Source organism: uncultured Pedobacter sp. (assembly GCF_913776295.1).
GTDB lineage: Bacteria > Bacteroidota > Bacteroidia > Sphingobacteriales > Sphingobacteriaceae > Pedobacter.
In genome coordinates this window covers 17,653-43,743 of record NZ_CAJYOJ010000008.1, presented here as the reverse complement: position 1 = coordinate 43,743, position 26,091 = coordinate 17,653, and the positions used below count along the sequence as shown (strand labels likewise).

The window sequence follows — 26,091 nt, the reverse complement described above, 5'->3', positions numbered from 1 at the left end:
ATTTCCAATTAAATTATAGCTATTAACTTTTCTACTTCGTCTACTCTATCATCATGCTTTAACTTTGTTGCTAACTTTAACGCACTAAAAAAATTAATGCATGAGGTATACCATTGAACGTAAAAATTGTCAAAAATAGGCGTTCGATGAATCCTTTGCTGATTGATTATATGTCTATTTCTGACTTTTTATAATATTGCTGCGCTATTCTTTGCTTCATTAATACTGAAATAAACATACTTGTTTCAGTATTAATGAAACAGTTCTATTTTTCAAAAGAGGATTTGGAAATATTAATTTCGGCGGATTAATTAAATAATGAAAAATTAAGGGAATGTAAGGATCTCTAAAGATGAAATTGAGATTAAAATAACTCTTCAAAAAGAAAAGGGCAAACAAATGAATGCTTACCCTTTTCAAATCTAAATTAACGCTCTCGCGACAAAAGTATAAATTCTTTTGAAATCCTTATGTACAAAATTAGTTACAAAAGGCTTAAAATTAGTGCAAAATCTGCTGTGCCCGCCTAAGGTTATCTGTTGCTTGCAAAATCTTATCTTTCAATTTTGGATTATAATCAGGATGGTTTTTTAAGAAATCTTGTACAATTGAATTTGCCTCTTTGTTGTTATAAGTAGAAAAGGTGGCTGCTAACCACGATTGCGGGAAAAATATATCTCCTGTTTTCTGTATTTCCGACAGTAAAGTCAAACTTTCTTTCAGATACCGAACAGATGTTTTTTGTCTGATCGGATGATGCAAATAAGATAATGCCGTTATTACCCAGGCTTCTTTCTGGCGATTTTTTCGTTCTTTTAAACCCTTAAAAAAAAGATCCCTCTCTTTAACATCCAAAGATAGTGCAGGCATTAGATACATCAGCCTGGTTTTACGGTCTTCGTTTTTGGTACGTGCTAACTGCTCTTTTAAGATAGTGTTTGCCGTATCTGTTTTAAGGGCCAGCGTCAAAGCAAGTGCGCTATAATCATCTTCTAACAATTTAACACCCTCCGGTGCGGTTTGCCTGAGCCAGACATCATACATTCTTTCTCCAGCTTCGGCACTCTGAAAAACATTCTGATAAGCATTGAACAAAATTTTCTTGTTGTTTGGCATTTGCTGCTGCTCCATCGCGCTCCATATGGTTTTCTCCGTGCTTTCGTGCATGGCGTTCCGTACGTCGCCGTTAAGAAAAGTCCAGTAAATATTGGCAAGGTAGCCGGTAATCAGCCGAAGATTCATTTCATTTTTCTCTACTGTAAGTCCCTGCAAAAATATCCCTAAAAGTTCTTCTGGTTTATCGCCTTTGCCCGAAAGCATATTTTCATAGGCATTGATATAGGCCGATGCCCGTTCCAAAGGATCGGTAAGATGATAAAGATTGGCCATCATTTCTTTTTCAATCGGGAAAAGACCATATCCTGCACCATTTGCATTAAATAAAATATACTGTGGTTTAGGCAGGCCTTTCGCCTCCATTAGATCTGTTTGAGCAGTTTTGGCATTTACCACCAAAATTTTACTATAGGCCGGATAAACCAGCTTCACCGTAAAAGATTGCGGCCATACCCTGGACTGTCCTAATTCACTTTTTTGGCTCATGCGAAAATGACTTATTTTATCTTTATCGTATTCGATATGATAGCCAAAAATTGGTCTTCCAGGTTCATTTACCCAAACTTTATTCCAGCTCAAAAGATCATTTTGACTGTATTTGCTTAAAATCGCAATCAAATCATTCCAGGTAGCATTACCATAACTGTATTTTTTCAAATATTCCCTTATGCCTTTTTGAAAATTATCTTTGCCCATTAGTAACTCCAGCTGGCGCATCATGATCGGGGCTTTGTGGTAAATAATATTTCCATACATGGATCCGGCTTCCTGTAAATTATCCAGTTGCTGGCGAATGGGATTAGCGCCCAAAGTCCTGTCTACGCCATAAGCTGCCGGATAGTGATCTTGTAAAAATTTAAGATCGAAAGTGTTTTTACCCATCAACTTTTCGGTAACCTTGTCGGCCATGAAATTGGCAAAAACCTCTTTCATCCAAACATCATTAAACCATTTCATCGTAACCAGATCGCCAAACCACATATGCGCCGTTTCATGCGAAATGAGATTAGATCGCGAAATAAACTGATCTTTAGTTGCCCCCTGGTCTAAAAATAATGAAGATGCTTTATACTGCACCTCACCAGGATGTTCCATACCCCCAAACTGAAAATCAGGAATGCTCACAAAGCCAATTTTCTGAAAGGGATATTTGATCGCTGTCCAGTCTTCCAAAAAAGCAATGGCATCGCGATGCGCTATAAAAACGGAGTCGACGCTGAACCGAATCTTCGCCGAATCGGTTTCGCGGTGCAAAAATTCCATACTGTTATTGTTCATTTTCCGATTAACCAGGGTGTATTTACCTGCCGTAAACGAGAATAGATAAGTAGGCAATTTATCCGAACGATTAAAGTGATAAGTGGTTGCGGCATCTTTTACCAACGAATCTTTTTTTGATGCATTAGCCATTACTTTCCAATCAGTTGGAACGGTTAATGAAAGTAAAAAGTTAGCCTTTAAATCAGGTTGATCAAAACAGGGAAATACCGTTCTGGCATGATCAGGAACAAAAAGGGCATACAAAAAATCTTTATTTCTGTTCAGTGATTCGCTGTCAGCAATGAATCCGATTTCGATATGGTTATTGCCAATCTTTAGATACTCCTGCTTAATTAAGATATGTTCTGCTCTGAAATTGACCGGTATGTTTTTTCCATTGACCGATATCTGTTTGATATGATCTTCATTTTGCTTAAAGTCCACCTGCAGGTTAATCAATTTATTAAGCTTAAAATCAATATTTTCAGTTGATTGAATCGGAGCGGTTTGTTCGGCTGGAATACTGAAGTGAAGCTTATATTCAATGTTACTTAATGCAGCGCTTCTGGCATTTGCCAGCGTGAGGGAGACACCAGGCTCTACAGCTACTGTTTCCGGATGCTGCTGTGCAAAGCAGGTTGCAGTCCATATTTGTAAAATGCAGAAATATTTGATTATTGTATTCATTTTATAAAATTTATTCTCCGTTTATCATTTGTATAATCGTACCATAACTCATCCAAACCATGGTTATTACTACTGCCAAACCTGTTAAGGTTAACCATAACGGTTGTTTATACTGGGCAATAATTTTTGATTTATATGCTGCAATAAGCATAACGCCCAATGCAATAGGTAAAATAAAACCATTTATGGCCCCAACGGTAAGCAATGTTTTGACCGGTTTACCGATCAGGATAAAAATTACACAGGAGATTGATATAAAAGCGATGATAATCTCTCTGTTAAACTTTAATATCAGGGGATGAAAACTTTTGATAAAAGAGATGGAAGTATAAGCCGAACCCACGACAGAAGAAATTCCCGCAGCCCAAATCACCACCCCGAAAATTTTATAGCCTATTTCGCCACTGGCCAATTTAAAAACTGAAGCAGCTGGATTGGCCGGATCTAAAGTAAAACCTTTACTTACCACGCCCAATGCAGCAATAAACAACAATAAGCGCATAATGGATGCCAGTCCGATGGCACTTAACGCACCTTTGTTTACCGCACCTAAATTTTGTATACCGGTTTGTCTGGCATCCAATAAACGATGAGCGCCCGAAAAAGTGATATAACCACCGACGGTTCCACCAACTATAGTTAATACCGCGGTAAAACTAAACTGTGTAGGGTTTACCGCCCTCAATGCTGCTTCTGCCAATGGTGGCGAACTGGTGTAAGCAATAATTAAAGCAAGTACAATTTTGATCAGTCCCATGGCTTTGGCAAAAACATCCATTGCTTTACCAGCTTCCTTATAAATAAAGATTCCTATGGCCATAATCGCGCTTATTACAGCACCCTGTTCTACACTGATGCCAAATAACACATTTAGTCCTAAGCCAGCGCCGGCAATGTTGCCAATGTTAAAGGCCAAACCACCTAAAAAAACCAAAAAAGAAATAAAATAACCCAAACCAGGAAACACCTTATTGGCAATATCCTGTGCAGGTTTATCGGCCACGGCAATAATCCGCCAGATATTTAATTGTGCAATGGCATCTAATATTATGGATAGTAAGATGACGAAGGCAAAACTTGCCCCGAGCTGCTGGGTAAAAACAGCTGTCTGCGTTAAAAACCCCGGACCAATGGCTGACGAAGCCATCAGAAAAGCGGCACCTAAAAGTACACTCCAATTGTATTTTGGTTTCATATTGCTGGTGCTTTAATGATAATACCTTCTTTTTTTAGCCTTCCGGCTATTAATTTAGCAAACGCTACAGCATGTTCACCGTCGCCATGCAAACAGATTGTTTCAGCCCTTAATGGAATACGGTTCCCATTTACACTTTTTACCTCCTGTTTTAAAGCAAATCCCAGTACCTGATTAACAGCATCATCGTCATTGTTGATTAAAGCATGTTTTGCAGAGCGTGGAGTAAGTAAACCATCGTCCTGATAGCTACGGTCGGCAAAAACTTCTGAAGCGGTCACAATTCCTAATTTTTCAGCCTCTTCTATCATCTTACTCCCTGCCAAAGCATATAAAATTAAACCAGGATCGAAGTCTGATACAGCCTGTATAATTGCTTTTGCCAAAGGAGCATCCTTAGCGGCCATGTTATATAATGCTCCATGTGCTTTAACATGATGTAATTTACTGCCGGCAGCTTTTACAAAAGCACTTAAGGCACCAATTTGGTATAAGGTAAGCTGATAGGCTTCATTCGGACTTATCTTCATCTCTCTACGGCCAAATCCCTGTAAATCCGGCAAACCAGGATGCGCACCTATGGCTACTCCCTTTTTTATAGCCAAATTTACGGTTTGCTGCATTACAGCCGGATCGCCTGCATGGAAACCGCAGGCGATATTTGCTGATGAAATATAATCCATCAATTTTTCATCATTTGGCATGAGATAACTTCCAAAAGCTTCACCCATATCACAATTAAGATCGATCATTTTCATATGTCAGTATATTTAAGGTTTATTGCCTTGCTAATCAATAACAAATCATGTTCACGTTCAAGATAAAGTTCTTCCGCCTCATCTCTTGAGATTTCAGAAAACTGAATACTATCGCCAGGCTTGAGTTGTGCACACAAAGGTAAATCTACTGCTGCAACGTGACCAATACGCGGGTAACCACCCGTTGTCTGGCAATCGGCCATGAGTATAACCAAATCGCCACTTCCTGTTACCTGGATAGTTCCCGGGCTTACTGCCGTGCTGAGTAACTCTTGTTTAACTTTTCTGACCAAAGGCTTTCCGGTTAACTGGTAACCCATACGATTACTCCTCAAACCGATAGTATAGCTATGGGTTAAAAAGGATAGAATGGATGCTGCGTCGAACCAACCAATTTCATTGGCCGGCACAACTCTTATCTTTTTCCTTTTCTCCGGCAGTAAACTATCGCGCAAAATGCTCCAATTTGGGTAGGTTAATGATCTTCCGATCAGTTGATTCAAAATTTTATTTGATAGCTGGTTAATGTCAGCTCCGCTAACCAGGACATCACCTTTTTGCAATGTCCTCCCATTAAAGCCTCCGAAACCAGCGGTTAGGTAAGTGCTTTTGCTTTCCATTACGTCAGGCACCTGCCATCCGCCGGCAATAGCCAGATAGGTACGTACCCCATTTGGATTATTGACCAGTTTGATCACGGAACCTGCCGAAAAAAACAATGGCTTTTCTGCAGGTATCAATTCATCATTATAAACTAGAAAGGCACCATCACCAGAATAAGAAATCAGAACCGGTGTTTCAGCTTTGAACGCCGCATCAGCATAGGTAAATTCGATCGTAGCACAATGATCATCATTGCCAACGGCTTTATTGGCTAAACGGTGAGCCAATTCATCCATCGCACCAGAAACAGGCACAGCTTGAGAAAGAAACCGGTATCTCCCCATATCCTGAACAGTACTTAACAAACCGGGCTTGATGATGCTGATTTTCATATCCCTATTTCAAGTAAAGTATTAAACTCGGCCTGATCAATGGCTTTAAAGGTAACCCGATCGCCACCCTTCAAAAGAGACGGCTGTGCGCGGTTTACATCAAACATCTTTAATGGTGTTCTGCCGATAATCTGCCACCCACCAGGTGTTTCCATGGGGTAAATACCAGTTTGGTTGCCTGCAATACCAACAGATCCGGCAGGAATTTTAGCTGTAGGAACGTTTTTTCTAGGGGTAGATAATCTGTCGTCCATGCCTCCCATGTAGGCGAAACCGGGCACAAACCCGATCATAAAAATGGTGTAATGCCCACCCGTATGTATATCAATTACCTCAGTTTCGGTAAGATGATTGGCCAATGCTACAGTTGTAAGATCCGGACCAAAATGACCTCCGTAACAAACCGGGATAACCAGTTCATTTGCAACTTGAGCCGCTTTTTTTGTTTGTGTGGGTACAATGTTATTTAAATATGCTGATACCTTTTCGAAACCAACCTCCCCGGGAAGATCGGATGACATCACCATTAATGGATCATAAAAAACAGTTAAGGTAGTATAAGCCGGAACTGTGGAAATCAGTCCGGAAAAAGGATTTTCTAAAAGCAACTGATTAAAATCGGTAATCAGATCCAACAAATCAATGTCGATTGTCGTTCCAAATGTTATCGTAACCGATTTTTCGCTCAACCCATAAATTTTTAATGGAATGTTTGTTCCAGAACAGCTTTCCTCCTTAATCATACAAAACGGAAAGACTTATTCATAAATAATCTTCATCATATGAGCCTGACAACTAAAATGCCGCCATAAAAATGGCTATATATTATCAAAATCACAAAGATTTTGTCAATTGGATATTTAAAATTGGTTTATTGCCAACAAAATAATCATTAGAGTTTAATTATTAAAGTATTTTTTGGTCGGTTAAAGACTTTTTATCAATTGCAGCAATTCATTTTGCTCATCAGCTTCTAATTCAATCACGCCATTAAACACCTCAAAAATTTCATCATGCTGGTTGGCACGCATTAAAAGATCAATCAGTCGTACAATGGTTTTCTTCTGATCGGTATTTAAACTACCAAACAATTTAGGTTCTATTTCATACAAAGCTTTAATTAAATCAACCAGTGCGGGCTTTCTCATTTCTTTTTCTCTTTCGCTGGCGTAAACCGGGAATATTCCATCCTGCTCATAACTTTGAATCAAATTATTGGCATATTCTTTCAAAAATGGTTTACGCTTACCTTTAAGATATTCGGTTAGTGCCTTAATCAAAAACCTATATTCTGCCGACGATTTGGCCGCACCAAATATGGCTACCTGCCCTTCATTTTCGAAACTTTTAAAATCGAAATCACGAAAAAAATCACTGTCGATATATACACTGTGGAAATAATCGTCGCTTTTTTTGTTTAAAGTAGTGTAATCTTTATAAATTTCTTCTCCACCGGCCAGAAAATAGTATTTTGAAAGTTCTTTGTGCAGATTTTCTTTCCAGTGAACATATTTGATCTTAAAAGTAACCGCTGTATCCGGATAAAAAAGCTTAAACTCTTCCATGCTTTTGATATTACTGCTAAAATCTAATGCTTCGCCATTTACAATAACCGAGTAATTTTTGTGTTGATTTAATTCTATAAACCAACAGAATTCGTTGATCAGAAAAGGGAGCACAATGGTTTCTATATCCTGCTGGCTGATCTTCAGATTGGTAAAAGACACAGTTGTTCCTGTTTCACCTGTAGGGCTCGGAGTGGTGGAAAAATCAGAGGTATAACTATTTAACCCGCCTGTATTAATGCGGATTTCTCCATTGCGAAAGCCTTGTTCTGACTGGTAGGTAGTATGCCAAACGGCATCGTGTGCAAAGGTAAAAAAGGTCAGCCTACCTACTCCATTACGTCCGTGCATTTTGGAAGTATGCTTTGGCGCCACAATCTGAATGGCTTTTTCAGATTCAAAGAATGGATCGAATTTTTGCTGCAGGCGGTCGAAATTAATTCCATAACCGTTGTCGGCAATCGTTAAATGGGTTAGAAGTCCTAATGGATTGGCCTCATAATCTAAACAGATAGTATTTGCATTGGCATCAAAACCATTCCAAATGTATTCGGCAATAGCCTGCCTTTCATTATAGTTTTTAAGTACTTTTTGTATTCCCTTTGAAGTGATATTAACCTTTACCGACATATTTACTAATATAATTAGCAAATATATTATAAAATTCGATCATTAGTCTTATCATTTTGAAAAGCACCAGGAAATTACATTAAAGCATGTGTAAAATAATTGGCCACGGAAACACATAAATCACGGAGGAGATTAAAATTTTTCCGTGTTTTTCGTGCCTCCGTGGCAAACATAATGCTCAGTCATACGTAGAAAGATGAAGGTGATTTTAAAAAAAACCTTATAATTTTTGAAAGCGCCTGGGAAATTTCTTTTAACGCATGTGTAGATAATTGGCCACGGAAACACAGAAATCACGGAGGAGGTTAAAGTTTTTCCGTGTTTTTCGTGCCTCCGTGGCAAACATAATGCTTAGGAGTGAGTAGAAAGATGAAAAATAATCTGAGGAGCAATTATCTTCAACCGAACAGATCGCTGCTGAGGTAGCGGTCTCCCCGATCGCAGGCGATAAAAACAATGGTACCTTTATCTAATTCGCTGGCGAGCTTTAAAGCAGCTGCACAAGCACCACCCGAACTCATACCAGCAAATAAGCCTTCTTCTTTAGCCATTCTCCTGGCCATTAAGGTAGCTTCTTCCTGTGCGATATCCATCACCCGATCTACCCTTTTTGGATCAAATATTTTAGGCAGATATTCTTCCGGCCAACGCCTGATCCCCGGAATGGATGAACCCTCGGTAGGTTGACAGCCTACAATCTGAATATCAGCATTTTTCTCTTTAAAAAACCTCGAACAGCCCATAATCGTTCCGGTTGTTCCCATCGAACTTACAAAATGTGTAATCTGCCCTTCAGTATCTCGCCATATCTCTGGCCCGGTTGTTTTATAGTGGGCCAGATAATTATCCTGATTGGAAAATTGATTTAACAGATAATATCCTTTTGAAACACCTTTTTCTTCCGCATAATCCCTACACGCTTCTATACTTTCCAACAAGGTTACCTTTGCACCAAAGGCTTCCATGGTTACTTTCCGTTCGCGTGTAGAGTTGGCCGGCATAACCAATTCAATATCCAACTGATACAAACTTGCAATCATGGCTAATGCGATTCCGGTATTGCCACTTGTAGCCTCCACCAATTTAGTACCCGGCGTAACCTCGCCCCGTTCAATTGCACTTCTGATCATATTGAGCGAAGCCCTGTCTTTAACACTACCCCCCGGATTATTACCTTCTAATTTAGCAAACACACGTACGCCGCGGTTTACATTCAACTTTTGAAGTTCGGCCATCGGCGTGTTTCCGATCAAATCGATTATTCCTGCCATATTTTACTGTATTAATGGGTTTCTTTATAATTTCTTATGGTAATAACGGGCGAATGATAAGCGGTGGAAAATGCAGGGATACTTTCGGTAAGCCATACGTTTCCTCCGATGATACTATCGTGCCCGATAACGGTTTCGCCACCCAATATGGTTGCGCCAGAATAGATCACCACCCTGTCTTCTACCGTAGGATGGCGTTTACTGCCTGCCAGTGTTTTTTTAACACTCAATGCACCAAGCGTTACCCCCTGATAAAGTTTAACGTAACGGCCTATGGTGCTGGTTTCGCCGATAACAATTCCTGTTCCGTGGTCGATATAAAAATACTCGCCTATACTGGCAGCCGGGTGAATATCAATACCTGTTTTAGAATGTGCATATTCGGTCAATATCCTCGGAACAAGTGGTATTCCGAAATCGTAAAGCGTATGAGCAATTCTATAAAAACAGATGGCATAAAAACCCGGATAGGTCCGAATCACCTCAAACCTGCTCTGCGCCGCCGGGTCCCCTTCGTAAATAGCCACAATATCGGTATTTAAGATACGATAAAGTTCCGGTAAGCTTTCGAAAAACTGACCGGCTGCATTTTTGCACATACTATTTTTAAGCTGGCAACTTGCCGATATGATATCATAAAGCTCGAGTTCCAAAACCGCTACATACTCCTTTATTTCGGCAACGGTTGAAAACATCCTGACAGAATTTTCCGGAAAAAGTACCTGAATAAGCTTCTCTGCCCAATGGGATATGACTGCATTGGGTGGAATGTTTTGTTGTTCAAGAGGGTTCTTGAAAATTTGTTCAAAAAAATGGTCTTCCATAACTGCTGGCCGATCTGCTCATCGACTAAATATATAGATTTAATCGCTAAATGTAGGTTTTGTTTTTTTAAACTGAAACTACCAGAAAGATTTTCTAAATAAAAATGGCGGGAAAATAACAAAATAGTCCGAAGTGCTTAGTCTGGAGTCCCGAGTATTTTATCCGTTCATGCTTTGGGAGAGTGCGTTCGATCTTGTTGTCATTTATGCTAACGATTTAACTGAGATTAATCCAGATCAAAGACCCTGAAACACCCGTCCGACCGGCCGGGCGGAAGTTCAGGGTGACGGCTTCCCTGGAATATGAAAAACGTACTGTTGAAATAAGAAATCTTTACTGTTGGACTGAATTTCCCTAAAGACACATAGCGGAGATTTCTATAAAATAGTAACCTCCGCTATGGCAGAAAAAATTATTTAGAAATTGCTATTGCTTCTGTTCGGATAAGAAAGAAACTAAGGAAGCCAGCTCTTCATAAGACAATGAATTGGCCAAACCTTCGGGCATCATCGAAGTTTCCATTTCTTTTCTCGACAGGATATCTCCGGTTTTGATGGTAAAAACTTCCCCTGCAATGTTACGAAGCACCACTTTAGCGGCAGTTTCTTCCGTAATAAAGCCCATAAAGGTACGGTCGCCTTTTGCGGTAATCATTACCGAAGCAAATCCCTGCGAAATGGAAGCATTAGGTTTTAAAATTGATTCTGCAATCTGCTCACGGTTCATTATGGAACCAATCTGCCCCATGAACGGACCTTTCATTTTTTCGCTCTTACTTAAACTATGGCAGGCTATACAACCCTGGCTATTAAAAATATTTTTTCCTTTTAGCGGATCGCCCTGTAATTTATTGATTGCCAACAAAACATCTTCAATAGATGATTTACCTACCTGGCCTTTTTTGTTCTTGATTTTATTCAGATCAATTTTTGGCTCTTCAACCGCTGCAACTTTTTCTTCTACATTAAATTCAGCAATATCCATCCTTTGGCGCTCATTTAAATCGACATAAAATTGTTTACCCTTCGCTCCTGCTTTGGCAGCCTCTTCTTTTATAAACTTCTCGATAACAGGAGAACCTTCCCAGGCCACGGCTTTAAAATATGGACCATGAGAATCGGGACGTGTACCCCACCACCAGCTGGCATCATAAGCAATTTCCTTTTTATACAAACGGCCTAAGGTAACCATAATCTGCTCTTTCAATTTCTCATCTGACGCCTGCTTGTAAGTTGCAATCAATCCGTTAACTACTTTTTCACTGTGCAGATAGCGTAAAGCCCAAAGGGCAAGCGTAGCATTTTCGCCTTTAACCGCAGCAAGCAAAGCATCTTCCGCCCGAAGATCAACCAATGCCCTAACCGCTAAATGCGGCAAGATAATGGCCGAATTTGGTGTTGCATGAGGGCCCTCAGTTCCTTTTGCAGGCGACTTAAATGAAGCAGGAACTTTTGTTTGTAAAAGTACATTGGCTACTTCGACCCTGCCCAAACGGTTTAAGCCAATGATAGAAGCCGCCTGAACGCGAAGATCAGCATCTTTTAATCCCTCTAAGAATGGCTCAACCGGTACTTTATCTAAATAAGTTTTACGGTCGGCCAATGCTTTCAACGCAAATTCTTTCATTGCTTTATCTTTCGTCAATTCGATCAAAGTAGCTATGCCATTTTCTTTGGTTAACTGTGCATAGGTAAACATACCTGCTATACGTACATCAAGTGCTAAACCCTGATCAGAAGCCACTTTTAAAGCTGATGAAACCGCTTGTTTATTGTTACGCGAAATCAATTCTTGCGAAGCTGCCAACCGGCCAACTGCACTATTTGATTTCAGTAGCTCGGTTAGTTTTTTAACAGAGGCTTTTTTAACGTCCGGAAAAGCTTTGTAAGTCCAGTTGTTTGGTACTGCGCGCACAACGTAGCCTTTATTCGGGCTGCCTGAATAACCTGCGCCATCCCAGGCCGAAAGGTATAACCTTCCCGATCCGTCTACATCAAGGTCTGTAATTTGCGGCAGCTTAATAAATTCTTCGTCTTTTTGTGTAAAGGTTGGGCCATCGGCAGTAACTCTGTGGATATATAGCATGCTTCTGCCCCAATCAGCCATCATGGGCACATGGTTATATTGCTCAGGCCAGTTGGGTTCATCCATAAACAATGCCCCCGTTCCTGATCCACCGCCTAAATCGGCTAATGCCGGAATAATTTCTTCGGTAAAATTCTGGAATAAAACCGGATAACCGTATTCGCCAGATTGTATGTGGTGCGAGAAACGGACATTCCAGCCTCCGCCATCATTGGTATTTTCTCTGGTAAAAACATTCATATAAGGATCTATCGCTACATCGTAAACATTACGGGTGCCGTGGGTATATACTTCCATTTCCGTTCCATCCGGACGAACGCGCAAAATTCCTCCGCCCAGCATGGTAAGCTTCTTACCCGAACGGTCTACCGCATCGTGAAATCCAAAATCTCCTACAGAGATATAAATCCAACCGTCGATCCCCATCCTGATACCATTGGTGGCATGATCGGTACCACGCTCACGGATGTATTTGGCATTACTGATATGCTCAATAAGTGGCTTTTCGGGTCCATCGGCCTTTCCATCGCCATCTTTATCTTCAAAAACAACCAGACTCATACCTGTAGCCTGTTTTGTTTCTTTCGAAAAAGTGGTGTGTAATACATAAACCTGACTACCCTGTACGATGATTCCACGTGGATTATCTACTTCGGCAAAATCTACATGTTCGTCCATTTTACCATCATTATCCTTATCAATCAATTTAAGGATATGCCCTTTACCAGGATCTTTACCTAAAGATCCAATCATATCCACACCCACGAACACTTCGCCCGTTGGCGCTACAGCTAAACAGGCCGGACTTGGTGTAACATCGGGTCCGGCGAAATTTGTGATTGTTAATCCAGGGGGAGATACCTGCTGTAATTGTGGTTCGCTAAAAAAGTTTCTTAATCCAAAAAAAATCAGGGTGAAAGAAATTAAGCTTAAAGAAAATTTAATCATTGGTGTGTTGTTAATTCTGGTTAATTTGTGCTGGGTAAACTTACATAAAATATAAATTCGCTATTGCCACAATTTTGTGCGGTTTAACGCGATTTATCTATCAAAATGGTTAAAATCTAGGCAGTTTATCGTCATAATAATTGAAATGCTTCTTTTTTCATTTGAAAACTCTTAAAAACACTAAAATGGTAGGTTATGTCCATCAAAAAACACTTAACTAAATAGGTTGGCACCCATCCGAAATAAAACTTGTTTATCAAAATCATGTTTAGGTAAATTATTTAAAAAAGGTACTCGTTTTTAGCAACATATTTATTATATTTACTTCAATCAATATTCATAAAATCAGTACGTTATGAAAAATATTTTCTATTTTTTCCTGACTGCGCTGATCTCCTCCATTGCGCTGTTAACAACAAGAGATTCTTTCGAACCCGAGTTAGTATATAGCACAGTGGTTTTAATATGGATTCTGTACATCTGGTACCATATTTATGCTGCTGATAAGAGGAATTACAGTGAGTAAAATCAATTGGTCAAAATTTAAAAGCGCTGTCTGAGATCTTCGGGCAAAGAAACTTCGTGTGTCTGAATTTTACAACTGATCAGCTAGCCACCAAACTTAAATGAGCATTCCATTTGGCCGGTTAGCCAGTCTTATCAAACCAGGATCGACAGGGAACGATAATGAACGTGTTCTTTTTTTATTTTAATAAATCGAGGATGATTTTTTTGAATCTGTTACTATTCAAAAATGACTAACGGACCCATAACCGATACCGTTAACATAAACTTAACACGCTGTACATTTCTTCGGGAAGCAGATCTTTATATCTTTAGCAATATGTACTGGTACGAAGAAGAAGTAAAACAGCTGGAAAGAGCGCATCGCTTAGACCGGGAACATCCTGGTGTTATCTTTTATGGCAGCTCATCTATCCGCTTATGGAACAGCCTCGAAGATGACTTCGATTATATGAAAGTGACTAATTTAGGTTTTGGAGGCTCTACCTTAGCAGCCTGCGTATGGTTTTTTGAGCGGATTATGATAAATTATAAGCCAAAAGCACTTGTGGTGTATGCAGGCGATAACGACCTTGGCGACGGCAGAAACCCGGAGGAAATATTTATTTTTTTTCAACAATTGATGGTTAAGGTAAACCAACGGTTCGGTCTGTTGCCCTGTTATTTTATATCTTTAAAACCCAGTATTACACGCTGGCAAATGGCCGATCAGTTCAGATACACCAACAACCTGATTGAAAGCGAAATTATTAAACTCGATGGGCATTGGAAATTTATAGATGTTTTTAAGAAAATGCTTGACAAAGACGGACAGCCAAACCCTCTATTTTATGACCATGACGGTCTTCATCTCAGCGAAGAAGGCTATCGATTATGGGCCAATACCGTTAAAGAGAAGTTGGATTAATTATCATACTTGATTAACATTCCGGTAACATAGATGCGCTAATTTTCGACAAAACAATTAACGCCATGAATAGGGAGTATCACAAATGGTTTAGCCAGCATCTTCAGCGAGACATGGAGCTTCTTGTTTTCGGCTATGCTGGCAGGGCGGTGATCTTCTTCCCTACCCGTATGGCCCGATTCTATGATTACGAAAACTGGGGAATTATCGCTTCACTAGCTGAACAGATCGAAAACGGTGAACTTCAAATTTTCTGTGTGGACAGTATAGATGGAGAGAGTTTTTATAACCACGACGTGTTTCCGTCAGTACGCATCAAGAGGCACTTACAATACGAAAAATACCTTATTGAAGAGGTATTATCACTCATTTACAATAAAAACCATGGAAATTATATCGAGACTGCCGGCTGTAGCATGGGCGCTTATCATGCCATAAACCTGGCAATGAAATATCCTTGGTTATTTAAAAAAGCTGTAGGCATTAGCGGCCGATACGACCTGACCAATAATATAGGCGATTTCAGGGACCTTCTAAACGGATTTCATAGCGAAGAGGTTTATTTTAATATGCCTGCTCAATATATGGCGAACCTAAGCGATGACCAGTTATTAGCAGATGTCAGAAATATGGAAATTATCCTTGCTGTAGGCGAAACGGATCCTTTTTTAAGCGAAAATCAACACCTCAGCAATTTGCTGTGGAAAAAAGGTATTCCCAATCAGTTTCATACCTGGGAGAGTAACGCCCACAGACCGCACTATTGGCGAAAAATGGCGCCCTTGTATCTGTAATAATTTTTCGGTGGATCTCTTGCTAGTTCACTGCCAGGCTGAAATATTGTTTAAAATGGATGGTATCCACAGGTATCCTGGATTTTTCGGCAGCTAAAACAATATGGGCGTCCAAAAGCCATTTTTCTGCTGAGTTATTGATATTCGATACCTTAACACCTTTAACCGAACCTGCAATAGGCGTTAGATTAAAATAGTCGCACGATGCACAAGAAAACAGATATTTCACCTTGCCTGACTGAATATCAGCATCCGTTAGCAGAAACCTGCTATCATCCTGCATTGCTGCCTGCATATAGATGCGTGTTGTGCTGAAGCTGCTGCGCTTCGTAACTGAAAAAATCCTGTATTGTCCGGTTTTAATTACGCCCTGTTTATCCGGCATAGCCGAATAATTCAGATACTCAAACCGGCATTCCCCTTCTGTACAAGGGCTTAGGTTTTGCGTATCAATCGAAAAATCCATCGGGTTATCAGTTTCCTTTTTGCAGGCGCTTATAGCAGCCAAGCTGATCAAAAATATCGCGGTTAATTTAAAAGCATTTCTCATTATCTGTTTTTTCTACCAATACGATGAAACAAGGGCATACGCTACAATTAGACGATTATTTTGTAAACAGACCAGGAAAAACACTGCTTAAACATCATAAACAACGCAGTTAAATTTAGCAGTGTTGGGCCGGGAAATAACTTATTGCATAAATTAATATAACTGGAAGCTTTCTGTAAAAACGTTACACCATAAGCAACCTATGATTCCCACCTCGATGCGACGGCGATGGGATAAGAATCTTAATGCAAGCGCGCTGAGTTCCTGATTGCAGAAGAAAGATATTCGATTACAACAATATGAATTCTGATGAAAACTACCCCGTTAAAATCCTGCCTTAACATTAATTGAACAAGAAAATATTAAGTTTGCAGATGAACAGGTTAAACTTTCAGCATATGAAACAAGGACTTTTAATTGATATGGATGGGGTGATTTACAGTGGAGAGGCACTCATCACCGGGGCAGACAAATTTATTAAAAAACTGATCGACGAAGACATCCCTTTTGCGTTTATGACGAACAATAGCCAAAGAACCCCATTGGAAGTAGTCCGAAAATTAAAAGGACTGGGAATAAAGGTTGAGGAAAGCCATGTTTACACCAGTGCAATGGCTACGGGAAAATTTCTTTCCGATCAAAACCCGAACGGTACCGCTTATGTATTGGGAGAGGGTGGTTTATTAAGTAGCTTACACGATCACGGCATTACTTTGGTTAATACCGATCCGGAGTTTGTGGTACTTGGCGAAGGCAGGAATTTTACACTGGAAATGGTTCAACGTGCGGTTGACATGATTTTGGCAGGCGCTAAATTTATCACCACCAACAGAGATCCGTCGCCCAAAAAACCAGGATGGAATAACCTTGGAATTGCAGCTACCACCGCCATGATTGAAGAAGCCACGGGCAGAAAAGCCTTTGTTACCGGTAAACCAAGTCCGGTGATGATGCGTTCGGCACGTAAATTCCTAGGCCTGGAAACCAGTGAAACTACCGTTATTGGCGATACCATGGAAACTGACATTCAGGGAGGTGTACAAATGGGCTATAAAACCATTTTGGTGCTATCCGGCATATCAAGTAAGGACACATTGGGACATTACGCCTTTAAGCCTGATATGATTGCCAGCTCTGTTGATGAAATAACATTTCCACTAACCTGGTGGGAGAATAAATAGTTGGGAGTTGGGAGTCCTTAGTCAAGAGTCCTCAGTCGAGAGTCTAGAGTCTTTAGTATTAAACTATTTGTTAGTGGTAAAAAAAGGAGTGGAACTGGGATGTACAGGCTTAAAAAAACTTAACCGATAGTCTGTTGAAGATACAACAGGCATCCGGTCAAACTTAGCAACTGCATCAGCACGATCAAACCAATTAAATGCAGCTGAATCATTTTCGGTTTCCTTATGCACCGGTATGGCTGGCGTTTGTTTATCCGTAAATTTATTCGAATTGGTTAAAAGTCCAATTGCTGGTATAACCATCAATAGCGCCACGCAAGAAATCAGTCTCATATTATCGTGCTTAAATCCTAATAGTATTTGGTTTGCCTTTATAACAAATATGGACCAATGGTATTAGCAAGATGCTTAGCCAGCATTATGAAATTGTTAAAGTTATGATGCAGTCTTAATTCAATATTAAGTGTACCAAACTGAAGATCAGATTGTCCGGGATGTTTCGTATCACCGCGACAAAATTATTAATTACATTTGAGGAGTTGTATCCAAACTACACGCCAGCTCGGTTAGCACTGTAATTCTTCTCAATGAACCCGGTGGTTTAGTGATACTCATTATTGTAAGTGGTTCGTGGTGACACGAACCACAGCGACAAAAACCACAGCGAAATATTCAGCTACTTTACTTCTTCCAGCTTCAGCACTACACTTGTTCTTTCAGTAGTTAACATTGGGTTAAACCCGATATTCATTAAAAAATCTCCGGTATAGATTTTATTGCCGTCAATTGCTGATCTGGTACCAGGAAACAGATTAACCTCTCTGATCTGATATTTTTTTGCTACATCTAATCCATTCAATTTTATAGGGTATTTGCTGCTTTCGCCATACCGGTAATTAACAAGATAGTTAAAAATCACCCCTTCCGTTTTTTGCTCATTCACATACAACATCGAAGCCACACTTCCATTGCGCGGATCAGCTAAACGATATTGTTCGCCCTGCCAGATTATCTGCTTCACCTCATTATAGTTTTTAATTGCCTCCTGACAAAACTGAAGCTCTTTCTCGGGCAGTTTACTTACCACAATATCAAAGCCCAGTTTACCCATCATGGCAACATCTGTACGGAATTTTATCGGCTGTTTACCCCAATCGGTTACATGATTGGAGGTACTGATTGACGGATAGAAATAAGAGTATTCCCATTGCATAAATATCCTTTCCAGTGGGTCGGTATTATCGCTTGGCCAAAATTCTGTAAAATACTGCAACGCAGCATAGTCTACCCTACCGCCACCGCCAGAGCATAACATCATTGGTACCGTTGGATATTTTGCCCGGATGCGTTGCAATACATTGTACAAACCTTTTACATAATTAATGTAAAAATGCGACTGATTTTTCTGGTGAGTGGAATAGGCATTATAAATTACGGCATTGCAATCCCATTTAATGTAAGCCAGTTTTGGGTTTTTGGTAAACAGATCATCAACTACGCCAAAAACAAAATCCTGTACCTTTGGGTTCGAAAGATCGAGCTCCAGCTGGTTCCTGAAATAATATTCAGCACGGCCCGGCTGTTTCACCACCCAATCCGGATGTTTTTCATATAGTTCACTTTTCGGACTCACCATTTCAGGTTCAATCCAGATCCCAAACCTGGTTCCAACCTTATCGGCCTCTTTTATTAACGAGGCAATCCCATTAGGCAGTTTCTTTTTATTTTCCTGCCAATCGCCAAGTGCCGCATTGTCGCTGTTGCGTGGATATTTATTGCCAAACCACCCGTCATCCAGCAAAAAGAAATCGACACCCAGTTTTTTGGTATCTTTTAACAGTTCAGCAAGTTTCTGTTCGTTGAAATCGAAATAAGTAGCTTCCCAATTATTCAATAGCGTTAATCGGTTTCCTTTACCATCCAATATTTTATAATTGCGTGCCCAGTTCTGCAGTTTTCTACTCGCGTCGCCCTTCCCCTGGTCAGAAAAAGTATATAAAAAGGCCGGCGTAGTAAAAACTTCACCTGGTTTTAGGCTGTAAGGAGATGCATAATTATTTATCCCTGCAATCACGCGCAGATTATTCTGATAATCGAGTTCTAGGTCAATCTTGAAATTACCGCTCCACTCTAAAGCGCCATATAGAACATTGCCTGCATTCTCTTCGGCAGGTTTATCCATCGAAATCATAAAAACGGAAGGCTGAAAAAGGTTGGCCCTTGTGCCTAGCTTGCTATCCAGGGTTTTAATCCCATGGGTAATTTCACTTTGCTCGGGCTGCATTTCTTTAGCCCAATCGCCATGATATTGGTTAAGCCAAAAATGTGGTGATTTTAAGTGCAGGTTTGCTGAGGCATACTTATTTAATATCACCGTTCCATTTTCTCTATGTTTAATTTCCGTCCACTGCTCTATTACATCCTGCTTATAATAGGATTTATAAAACAGGGTTACCTCAAAATTGTACACCGGGTCTTTCAACCTGATTTTCAGCAGGCTTACATTATCATCTATTTTAGCAACAGTATGGTCCACGTAATTAAGATCTAGTGAATTATTGCCATCGGCGTGGGTAATGCTAATGGCCGGCTCAACAAGGTTTCTTGAACCCGATGGCGTATAAACCGAATTTAACTGTCCGGTATAATCTTCTGTTTGTTTGTACTGGCTACTGATCTGTGCATACTCCTGTTTATCAGCCAGCTTTTTTCCAAAAAACAGCGTGTTTACGTCTTTTTTGGCATCTGCCTGCAAAACCAGCGCATTATGGGCGGTCTCGATAGGTATTATGGTTTGAGCATTAAGCTTGGTTAACGCAAAAAGGGAAAGTGAGATAGCCAGCACCCCATTCCTGATGTAACCTGAAAATTGATCCGATTTGTTCATTTGTATGTTGAATAATAATTGCTGTTTTATAGATAGAGGATTGATTACTGGTTAGTATTGAGCGTAATTTTAACAATAAAGGCGTCTTTTTCGGCCAGATTGATCGTTTGGTTGTGATGAAGATAGGCCACTTTTTTCGTGATCAGATTTTCGGTTTTATAAGTATTATTTGCCTTTAAACCAATTCTTGCAAAGTCGATATTAAGCGCTTTTGGCGCATCGCTATAATTAAATACGGCCAGGTATTTTATATTGCCAACCTGTTTTACAAATAATTGTGATGCCGATTTGCCCTGGTTACCATCCACCGGAACAAAGGCCTTTCCATCCTGCAAAACCTTTAATATTTCAGTATTGTTTAATAAGCGTTGTGCGGTACCTGTCCATTTTCCCTGAAGTGAAAAATCATCGCCGGTGATGCAGGTACCGGTAACGATGGCTGATAAAAAGCGGGCGGTATTTTCGCTGTCTGACTGATCAGAAAAAACAACATGGTCTGCATCGATATAATCATAGAGGTACGTTTGCCACCAGCCATTACTTAAACTGTTTAAAGTATACTCGGTATCTTTAATCGATTTAAAGGCATCGCAGGCAATGCGGCGTACATGTACATACCGGCCGGAAGCCAGATTTGGAGAGATGGCTGCATAAACCATCATCTTACCATCAAGCTGTTTTAACAAAAACTCCATTCCGCTTTGATAAGCGTGCATTCCTGTTGTTACTTTTGGATCGAAAAAATGATCAGACTCTATCGCAGCATGTCCCAAAAAATCAATCTTAATCATTTCGAAACCACATTCCTTAAATTTATTAATTACGGTTGCAATACGTTGCTGTGTGCCGGGGTGTGTAGGATCTAAAGCCCTGGCACCATCTATATCATGATACCCATTGCCAACTTTTGTCCACATCTCGCCAAAAGAATAATCGGTTCCTTCGGCTTTTCGGTTGCCACCGCCGGCAAAACCCCAGTCTACAAAGGGCGCCCAATAAATGCCAGGTTTTAATCCTTTTGATTTTGTATAATCGGCAAAGGCTTTCAGTTGGGCGTAATCGCCCGTCAAACCACCTTTTAAAAGTTTATCCCAATACGAATCAAGGTCGATATAAGCTGTGCCGCCGCTCCTGAATGACTTCAAACTATCAGCAAAAAAATCGACCACCTGCCTGGCCTTTTCGAGCGTGATTTTTTCCTGCATTACACCCCAGCTGTTCCAGCCTACCGGTGTAGCATTATTCCACTTAAAAACGATGGGCGGTTCCGAAATCCTGTTCAGTCTGGCATAAGTTTCCATGCCCGAACGCCAGTCATCAAAAGCACCGAAAAACACTTTGGCTGAACTCACCGAACTGCCTTTCAGATAACCATGTGTCATTTTATCGCGGGTAATACTTTCATCTGTAAAACCACAGATCGTTTGTACGCTGATCTTTTTATCGCTGTCCATTGCAGTTATGATACCGGTTTTCCAGTCGCGGTGTTCAATAGAACCAATCACGAAACCTTTGCGCGACTGATTATGATATAAAGCAGTTACCTCGGAACTTGGATTATTAACATTTACGGTTAAAGGCACGGTACGATAAGAAATGAAAGTATCGTTATCGAAAGGCACAAATAAACTCGTAGGCACACCAGCAAATTCCGGATTGATGAGGTTGCCATTTAAAGCGACAATACGGTTAACGGATAAACCGGTACGCTTTAATACCACATTGATGATGAAATAATTTTTACCATTGTAAGTATAAAAGACCTGTTCCATAGTTGGTAAACCTTTATTTTTCAAATTAAATACATGTTTAAAACCATTCCCAAATCCATCGTGAATACGCTTTTTGCTGTAGGTAATTACCTGATAATCTTTTGAGCTAAACTGCTTTTTCTGGTATTCGGCCTGCGAAAAACCATTCAACAACAGCTGCTTCCCACTTTCTGATAAGTTGAAAGTACCCTTTTTAAGATTGTAATCTATTTTACCACTTTTACCATAAGGGATGATAATTGCAGAAGCATGTGTAATAAGAATTAATAACACACTAAAAATGAGAGGAAACCGATATCTGAAAAAAAATCTAAAAACCATGTGTTGCTAAAGTTTAACCGAAATAATGTCGGTCATTTTGCCATTAATTTTAACCTTTACCTTTTGTGGAGTTACCGAAGCTATTTTATAGGATGTGATTTTACCGTCTTTCCAGTTCATATCAACTGTAAAATTGCCTCTTGCCTTTAAGCCTTTAATTTCGCCGAATGCTTTCCATGCATCCGGAATGGCTGGTAGCAATTCAATAAAACCATCATGACTCTGTAGCAGCATTTCTGCAATTGCCGCAGTGGCACCAAAGTTACCATCGATCTGGAAAGGTGGTCCGGCTGATAACATATTCGGATAAACGCCCCCGCCTGCTCCATAGTTGATATTGGTACGTAGGGTGGGCTTTAAAATTTCCCTGAACAGTTTAAATGCCCGGTTTCCATCCTGTAACCTTGCCCAAAATAACTGTTTATAAGCAATAGACCAACTTGGTCCATCATCTCCCCTTACCTCAAGTGTTTTTTTGGCGGCTTCGGCTAAGGCCGGGGTCGAAGTTGGGGTGATTAGACCAGCCGGATAAATACCATACAAATGTGAAATGTGGCGATGCTGAGGATCGGTTTCCTTATAATCTTCAAGCCATTCCTGTATGCGACCATCTTTACTGATTAGGCCCACCGGTGGGATCGATTGTAGTTTCTTCTGTAATGCGGCACTAAAAGCGGCATCAACTTTAAGCAGTTTGGCCGCGGTGATGACATTAGTAAACAGTTCCCTTACAATCTGGTTGTCAATGGTTGGCCCCATTGAAATGCTTGCGGTTTTTCCGTTTGGCAGGTAAAACGTATTTTCAGGCGATACGGATGGAGAAGTAACGAGCCAGCCTGTTTTTGGATCCCTGATCAAAGCACTCTGATAAAACGCTGCAGATCCTTTTAAAACCGGATAGATACTTTTCAGGTATTTTAAATCGCGGCTGTAGGCAAAATGGTCCCAAAGGTTGCTGCACAGCCAGCCCGAACCGGCATTTGAAGCGCCCCATGAAGCACTTTCGCCCGGCTCCGTAAAACCCCAAACGTTGGTAATTACGTGGGCAATCCAGCCCTCGGCATTGTAATAAGCTTTCGCAGTTTTTGCGCCGTGTCGGGTCAAATTTCTGACCAGTTCGGCCAAAGGAAGATTCAGTTCGGATAAATTGGCTGGCTCAACGGCCCAGTGGTTCATCTGTACATTAACATCCAGGTGGTAATCGCCATTCCATGGCGTATTGATCTGGTTAGCCCATAAACCCTGAAGATTGGGTGGCAAAAGTCCGACCCTGGTACTGCTGATGCTTAGATAACGACCGAATTGAAAAAATAAAGCACTAAGTGAAACATCATCTTTGTAATTTTTGTAAAAATGATCCAGCCTTACATCAGTTGGTAAATTAGCTGCTTCGCCTTCGCCCAGGTTAATTTTTAAACGATTAAACATCTTGCCGAAGTTTTCACTGTGCCTGGCCAGCTCTTCAGCATAAGCTTTCTTTTTTGCCTTCTGCAACTCATTTTTTATCCTTAGCTCAAAATCAGAATGTTTAAAATCCGTTTCTGCAGCAACATAAATAATGATTTCGGTTGCGTCTTTTATTTTAAGGAGATTGCCTTCACTGGTAACAGAACCATCCTTTAGTTTGGTGGTTAAGCGGCTCATGTACTTCATACCTTTTCCATCAGTTCCGTTATCCAGCTGTCCGAACATTGACAGTTCATTATTCCGGGCAGCAAGAGTTGCTTTTTCAGGCCTGCTGAGTGAAATATTGCAGTTTAACATTTTAGGCTGATCGGCGGTGATGCGGATAATGGCTACATCATCATCAAAGCTGCAGTAATAGGCTCTTTTGTATCTCACACCATTGAGTGTAAATGCTGTTGTAGCAACTGCTTTATTTAGCGACAAAGTTCTTTGGTAAGCCTCCGGTTTTACCTCTTTAATGCCCGGATATTCATAATCAATCTGCAGATTGCCCAAGGTTTGATATTTACCCCAGGTTGCTCCTCCTGAACCCTGCCCCTTGCAAACAAAATCGCGGTTGACAAGCTCTTGTGCCTCATCATTTTTACCTGCTAATATCAGCTCCCTGATTTTTGGAAGGCTTTTATAAGCTTCATAGTTATTGGCATCCTGTTTTCCTCCGCTCCATAGTGCAATATGGTTCAGCACAATATTCTCCTTCGTTATACCACCATCAGGTGTCATACCTAGTTTACCATTGCCCAACGGAAGGGTTTCTTCCCAGATTTTAGCAGGTTTATCGTACCAGAGTAACAAAGGTTTTTGCTGGGCAAAAACGTTTTTACTGATGAAAAGCAAAAAAAATGCAATACCCGTCAGTTGTTTAAAATTCATTTTTCATTTGTGTGTGTTGTACTTTATTAATGATCTACGCCCGAAGTAAAGTCTCAAATCTTTTTCCGCTATCATAAACATACTTCATTAAAAAACCCGTCATTGCGCGGAGGTACAACGAAGCAATCTTTTCTTTTTGTGATTACTGTAAGATAGATTGCTTCGTCGGCTAAAAAATCCTTCTCGCACGGACGACCATTGGATCGAAATGCTTCACTCGAGGCGATTTTTTTAACAATTACTGTTTATTCCAGAACCTGATTTCGCTCATATTACTGTAATTTCCATCTCCTGTGGTTACATGTTTGATCCTGATGCGAATATAACGAATCGGTTTACCGCCGTTATCCAGATCAGTGGTAAATGCATTTTTACCATCGTCGGTCCTGGTTACATCTTTTAAAAGCGTCCAGCCTTTGCTCGCAGCTTCTGCAGGCCACCCGCTGTTGCTTGCTGCTAAGGTAGTGCTGGCGTTGGTTAAATCGGCAATGCCCCAAACCTCAAAACGATCAGGGTTATTACAGCAATCGCGTCCGGTTTCCTCCATCCGGGATAAATTATTGTAAACCCTGCCCAAATCAAAGGTAATTACATGCGGCATACCGCTATTGCCAGCACTGTGGAAAATATTTGGATAACCCTGCGGGCCAACGCTCCCATCCCATAACTTGCTGATACTGGTCCCTGATTCGTAGGTCTGTGCATCGCCAGGCAGACGCACTTCAGCAAAGAGAGAACGGTCGCACAGTACGTAAGTGAAAATTTGAGGAAATGTCGAAAAATCTGTTACAGGAAATACGTCTAAGGCACCTTTACCGGGGATATACGATGATTTATACAATATACTGGTTCCTGATTTATAGTCGGTAAGGGTAATAGCGCTATCCTTCGGCAAAAGGATTTGATCAATGCTGGTACCTGAAGTGTTGGTGTATCTTACCACAGTATTGATATTAATGGTATCAGGCGTATTAAAATTTAATTGTACTGATCCGTTACTATTCACCACATAAGGATTCGTGGCATTATATGGTCTGTTTAATAAACCTGATTGGTATAATGGCCCAAAAACCCTCACATTTCTGGCTTCAATCGGAATTGACTTGTGTCCCTGCCCATCATAGGAATAAACGGTAAAAGTATAGGTATATTCCTTTAAATTTGGAATAATTACTTTCATGGTATCAAGCGGATTATGCGTAGTGGCATTAACAACTACCGAATCTGCATTATTATTCCAGTACACTACATATTTCGTTACACTCGGATCAGGACTCGTATTCCACCACAACCCTGTTCTTAAATTGCCTGGTTTAGTGATGATATTGGCTACACGGCCCGGGTAAACAATCTCACCATCTTTTAAATATTCTTTAAAGGCAATGTCATCTTTGGTACAGCTTATGATTACCATTGCCAGCAGTAATAACAGACCGCTAATTTTATATATACTTTTCATATCTGAAATCTTCTAATATT

19 protein-coding genes are annotated in these 26,091 nt (G+C 40.3%); 4 read left to right on the top strand and 15 right to left on the bottom strand.

What is annotated here, in order from left to right:
* Positions 1 to 501: 501 nt before the first annotated feature.
* The 9 genes from QZ738_RS01365 to QZ738_RS01325 all read right to left on the bottom strand — a co-directional run bounded on the left by QZ738_RS01365 (position 502) and on the right by QZ738_RS01325 (position 13,335).
* Positions 502 to 3,063 carry a M1 family aminopeptidase gene (locus QZ738_RS01365; RefSeq protein ID WP_293783404.1) on the bottom strand — a complete coding sequence of 854 codons (2,562 nt, stop codon included), beginning with the start codon at positions 3,061 to 3,063 and terminating at the stop codon, positions 502 to 504.
* A gap of 10 nt (positions 3,064 to 3,073) precedes the next feature.
* Entirely contained in the window at positions 3,074 to 4,258 is a 1,185-nt protein-coding gene (locus QZ738_RS01360; RefSeq protein ID WP_293783401.1) for an NRAMP family divalent metal transporter, read from the bottom strand.
* On the bottom strand, positions 4,255 to 5,016 hold the full coding sequence (locus QZ738_RS01355) for a 5-oxoprolinase subunit PxpA (protein ID WP_293783398.1): 762 nt from the start codon (positions 5,014 to 5,016) through the stop codon (positions 4,255 to 4,257). Before QZ738_RS01355 ends, QZ738_RS01360 begins: the two co-directional genes overlap by 4 nt.
* Entirely contained in the window at positions 5,013 to 6,011 is a 999-nt protein-coding gene (locus tag QZ738_RS01350; RefSeq protein WP_293783395.1) for a biotin-dependent carboxyltransferase family protein, read from the bottom strand. The genes QZ738_RS01355 and QZ738_RS01350 overlap by 4 nt, the downstream gene beginning before the upstream one ends.
* Positions 6,008 to 6,700: a 5-oxoprolinase subunit PxpB gene (gene pxpB, locus QZ738_RS01345; RefSeq protein WP_293783392.1), complete on the bottom strand. Its 693-nt coding sequence runs from the start codon at positions 6,698 to 6,700 to the stop codon at positions 6,008 to 6,010. Before pxpB ends, QZ738_RS01350 begins: the two co-directional genes overlap by 4 nt.
* A 237-nt stretch (positions 6,701 to 6,937) precedes the next feature.
* A complete protein-coding gene (locus QZ738_RS01340; RefSeq protein WP_293783389.1) occupies positions 6,938 to 8,206 on the bottom strand; it encodes an ATP-binding protein in 1,269 nt (422 codons plus the stop codon).
* A 398-nt stretch (positions 8,207 to 8,604) separates the two neighbouring features.
* Complete coding sequence (gene cysM, locus QZ738_RS01335) at positions 8,605 to 9,477, bottom strand: cysteine synthase CysM (protein ID WP_293783386.1); 873 nt, start codon at positions 9,475 to 9,477, stop codon at positions 8,605 to 8,607.
* Between the two features lie 11 nt (positions 9,478 to 9,488).
* Positions 9,489 to 10,301, bottom strand: coding sequence for a serine O-acetyltransferase EpsC (gene epsC / locus QZ738_RS01330; protein ID WP_293783383.1), 813 nt, complete (start codon positions 10,299 to 10,301; stop codon positions 9,489 to 9,491).
* 427 nt (positions 10,302 to 10,728) lie between these two features.
* The gene (locus QZ738_RS01325) at positions 10,729 to 13,335 is read right to left on the bottom strand and encodes a c-type cytochrome (protein WP_293783380.1); all 2,607 of its coding nucleotides are present in this window, start codon (positions 13,333 to 13,335) and stop codon (positions 10,729 to 10,731) included.
* Between the two features lie 355 nt (positions 13,336 to 13,690).
* Here QZ738_RS01325 and QZ738_RS01320 point away from each other — a divergent pair, with 355 nt between their 5' ends.
* The 3 genes from QZ738_RS01320 to QZ738_RS01310 all read left to right on the top strand — a co-directional run bounded on the left by QZ738_RS01320 (position 13,691) and on the right by QZ738_RS01310 (position 15,561).
* Positions 13,691 to 13,861: a hypothetical protein gene (locus QZ738_RS01320; protein WP_167354656.1), complete on the top strand. Its 171-nt coding sequence runs from the start codon at positions 13,691 to 13,693 to the stop codon at positions 13,859 to 13,861.
* A 228-nt stretch (positions 13,862 to 14,089) separates the two neighbouring features.
* A complete protein-coding gene (locus tag QZ738_RS01315; RefSeq protein ID WP_293783374.1) occupies positions 14,090 to 14,767 on the top strand; it encodes a GDSL-type esterase/lipase family protein in 678 nt (225 codons plus the stop codon).
* Positions 14,768 to 14,832: 65 nt separating this feature from the next.
* Positions 14,833 to 15,561: an alpha/beta hydrolase-fold protein gene (locus QZ738_RS01310; protein WP_293783371.1), complete on the top strand. Its 729-nt coding sequence runs from the start codon at positions 14,833 to 14,835 to the stop codon at positions 15,559 to 15,561.
* Positions 15,562 to 15,583: 22 nt separating this feature from the next.
* Here the strand turns inward: QZ738_RS01310 and QZ738_RS01305 are convergent, their stop codons facing one another.
* Positions 15,584 to 16,111 (bottom strand): hypothetical protein, encoded by a 528-nt coding sequence (locus QZ738_RS01305; protein ID WP_293783368.1) that lies wholly within the window; start codon positions 16,109 to 16,111, stop codon positions 15,584 to 15,586.
* A gap of 398 nt (positions 16,112 to 16,509) precedes the next feature.
* Here QZ738_RS01305 and QZ738_RS01300 point away from each other — a divergent pair, with 398 nt between their 5' ends.
* Positions 16,510 to 17,292 (top strand): HAD-IIA family hydrolase, encoded by a 783-nt coding sequence (locus QZ738_RS01300; RefSeq protein ID WP_293783365.1) that lies wholly within the window; start codon positions 16,510 to 16,512, stop codon positions 17,290 to 17,292.
* A 63-nt stretch (positions 17,293 to 17,355) separates the two neighbouring features.
* On the opposite strand, the gene QZ738_RS01295 is transcribed toward QZ738_RS01300, so the two are convergent.
* From QZ738_RS01295 to QZ738_RS01275, 5 genes are all read right to left on the bottom strand, one after another.
* Positions 17,356 to 17,625, bottom strand: coding sequence for a hypothetical protein (locus tag QZ738_RS01295; RefSeq protein WP_293783362.1), 270 nt, complete (start codon positions 17,623 to 17,625; stop codon positions 17,356 to 17,358).
* A 343-nt stretch (positions 17,626 to 17,968) separates the two neighbouring features.
* Positions 17,969 to 20,179 carry an alpha-galactosidase gene (locus QZ738_RS01290; protein ID WP_293783359.1) on the bottom strand — a complete coding sequence of 737 codons (2,211 nt, stop codon included), beginning with the start codon at positions 20,177 to 20,179 and terminating at the stop codon, positions 17,969 to 17,971.
* Positions 20,180 to 20,223: 44 nt separating this feature from the next.
* Positions 20,224 to 22,272: an alpha-galactosidase gene (locus QZ738_RS01285; RefSeq protein WP_293783356.1), complete on the bottom strand. Its 2,049-nt coding sequence runs from the start codon at positions 22,270 to 22,272 to the stop codon at positions 20,224 to 20,226.
* Between the two features lie 6 nt (positions 22,273 to 22,278).
* A complete protein-coding gene (locus QZ738_RS01280; protein ID WP_293783353.1) occupies positions 22,279 to 24,612 on the bottom strand; it encodes a glycoside hydrolase family 95 protein in 2,334 nt (777 codons plus the stop codon).
* 238 nt (positions 24,613 to 24,850) lie between these two features.
* Positions 24,851 to 26,071: a DUF4998 domain-containing protein gene (locus QZ738_RS01275; protein WP_293783350.1), complete on the bottom strand. Its 1,221-nt coding sequence runs from the start codon at positions 26,069 to 26,071 to the stop codon at positions 24,851 to 24,853.
* Positions 26,072 to 26,091: the final 20 nt, after the last annotated feature.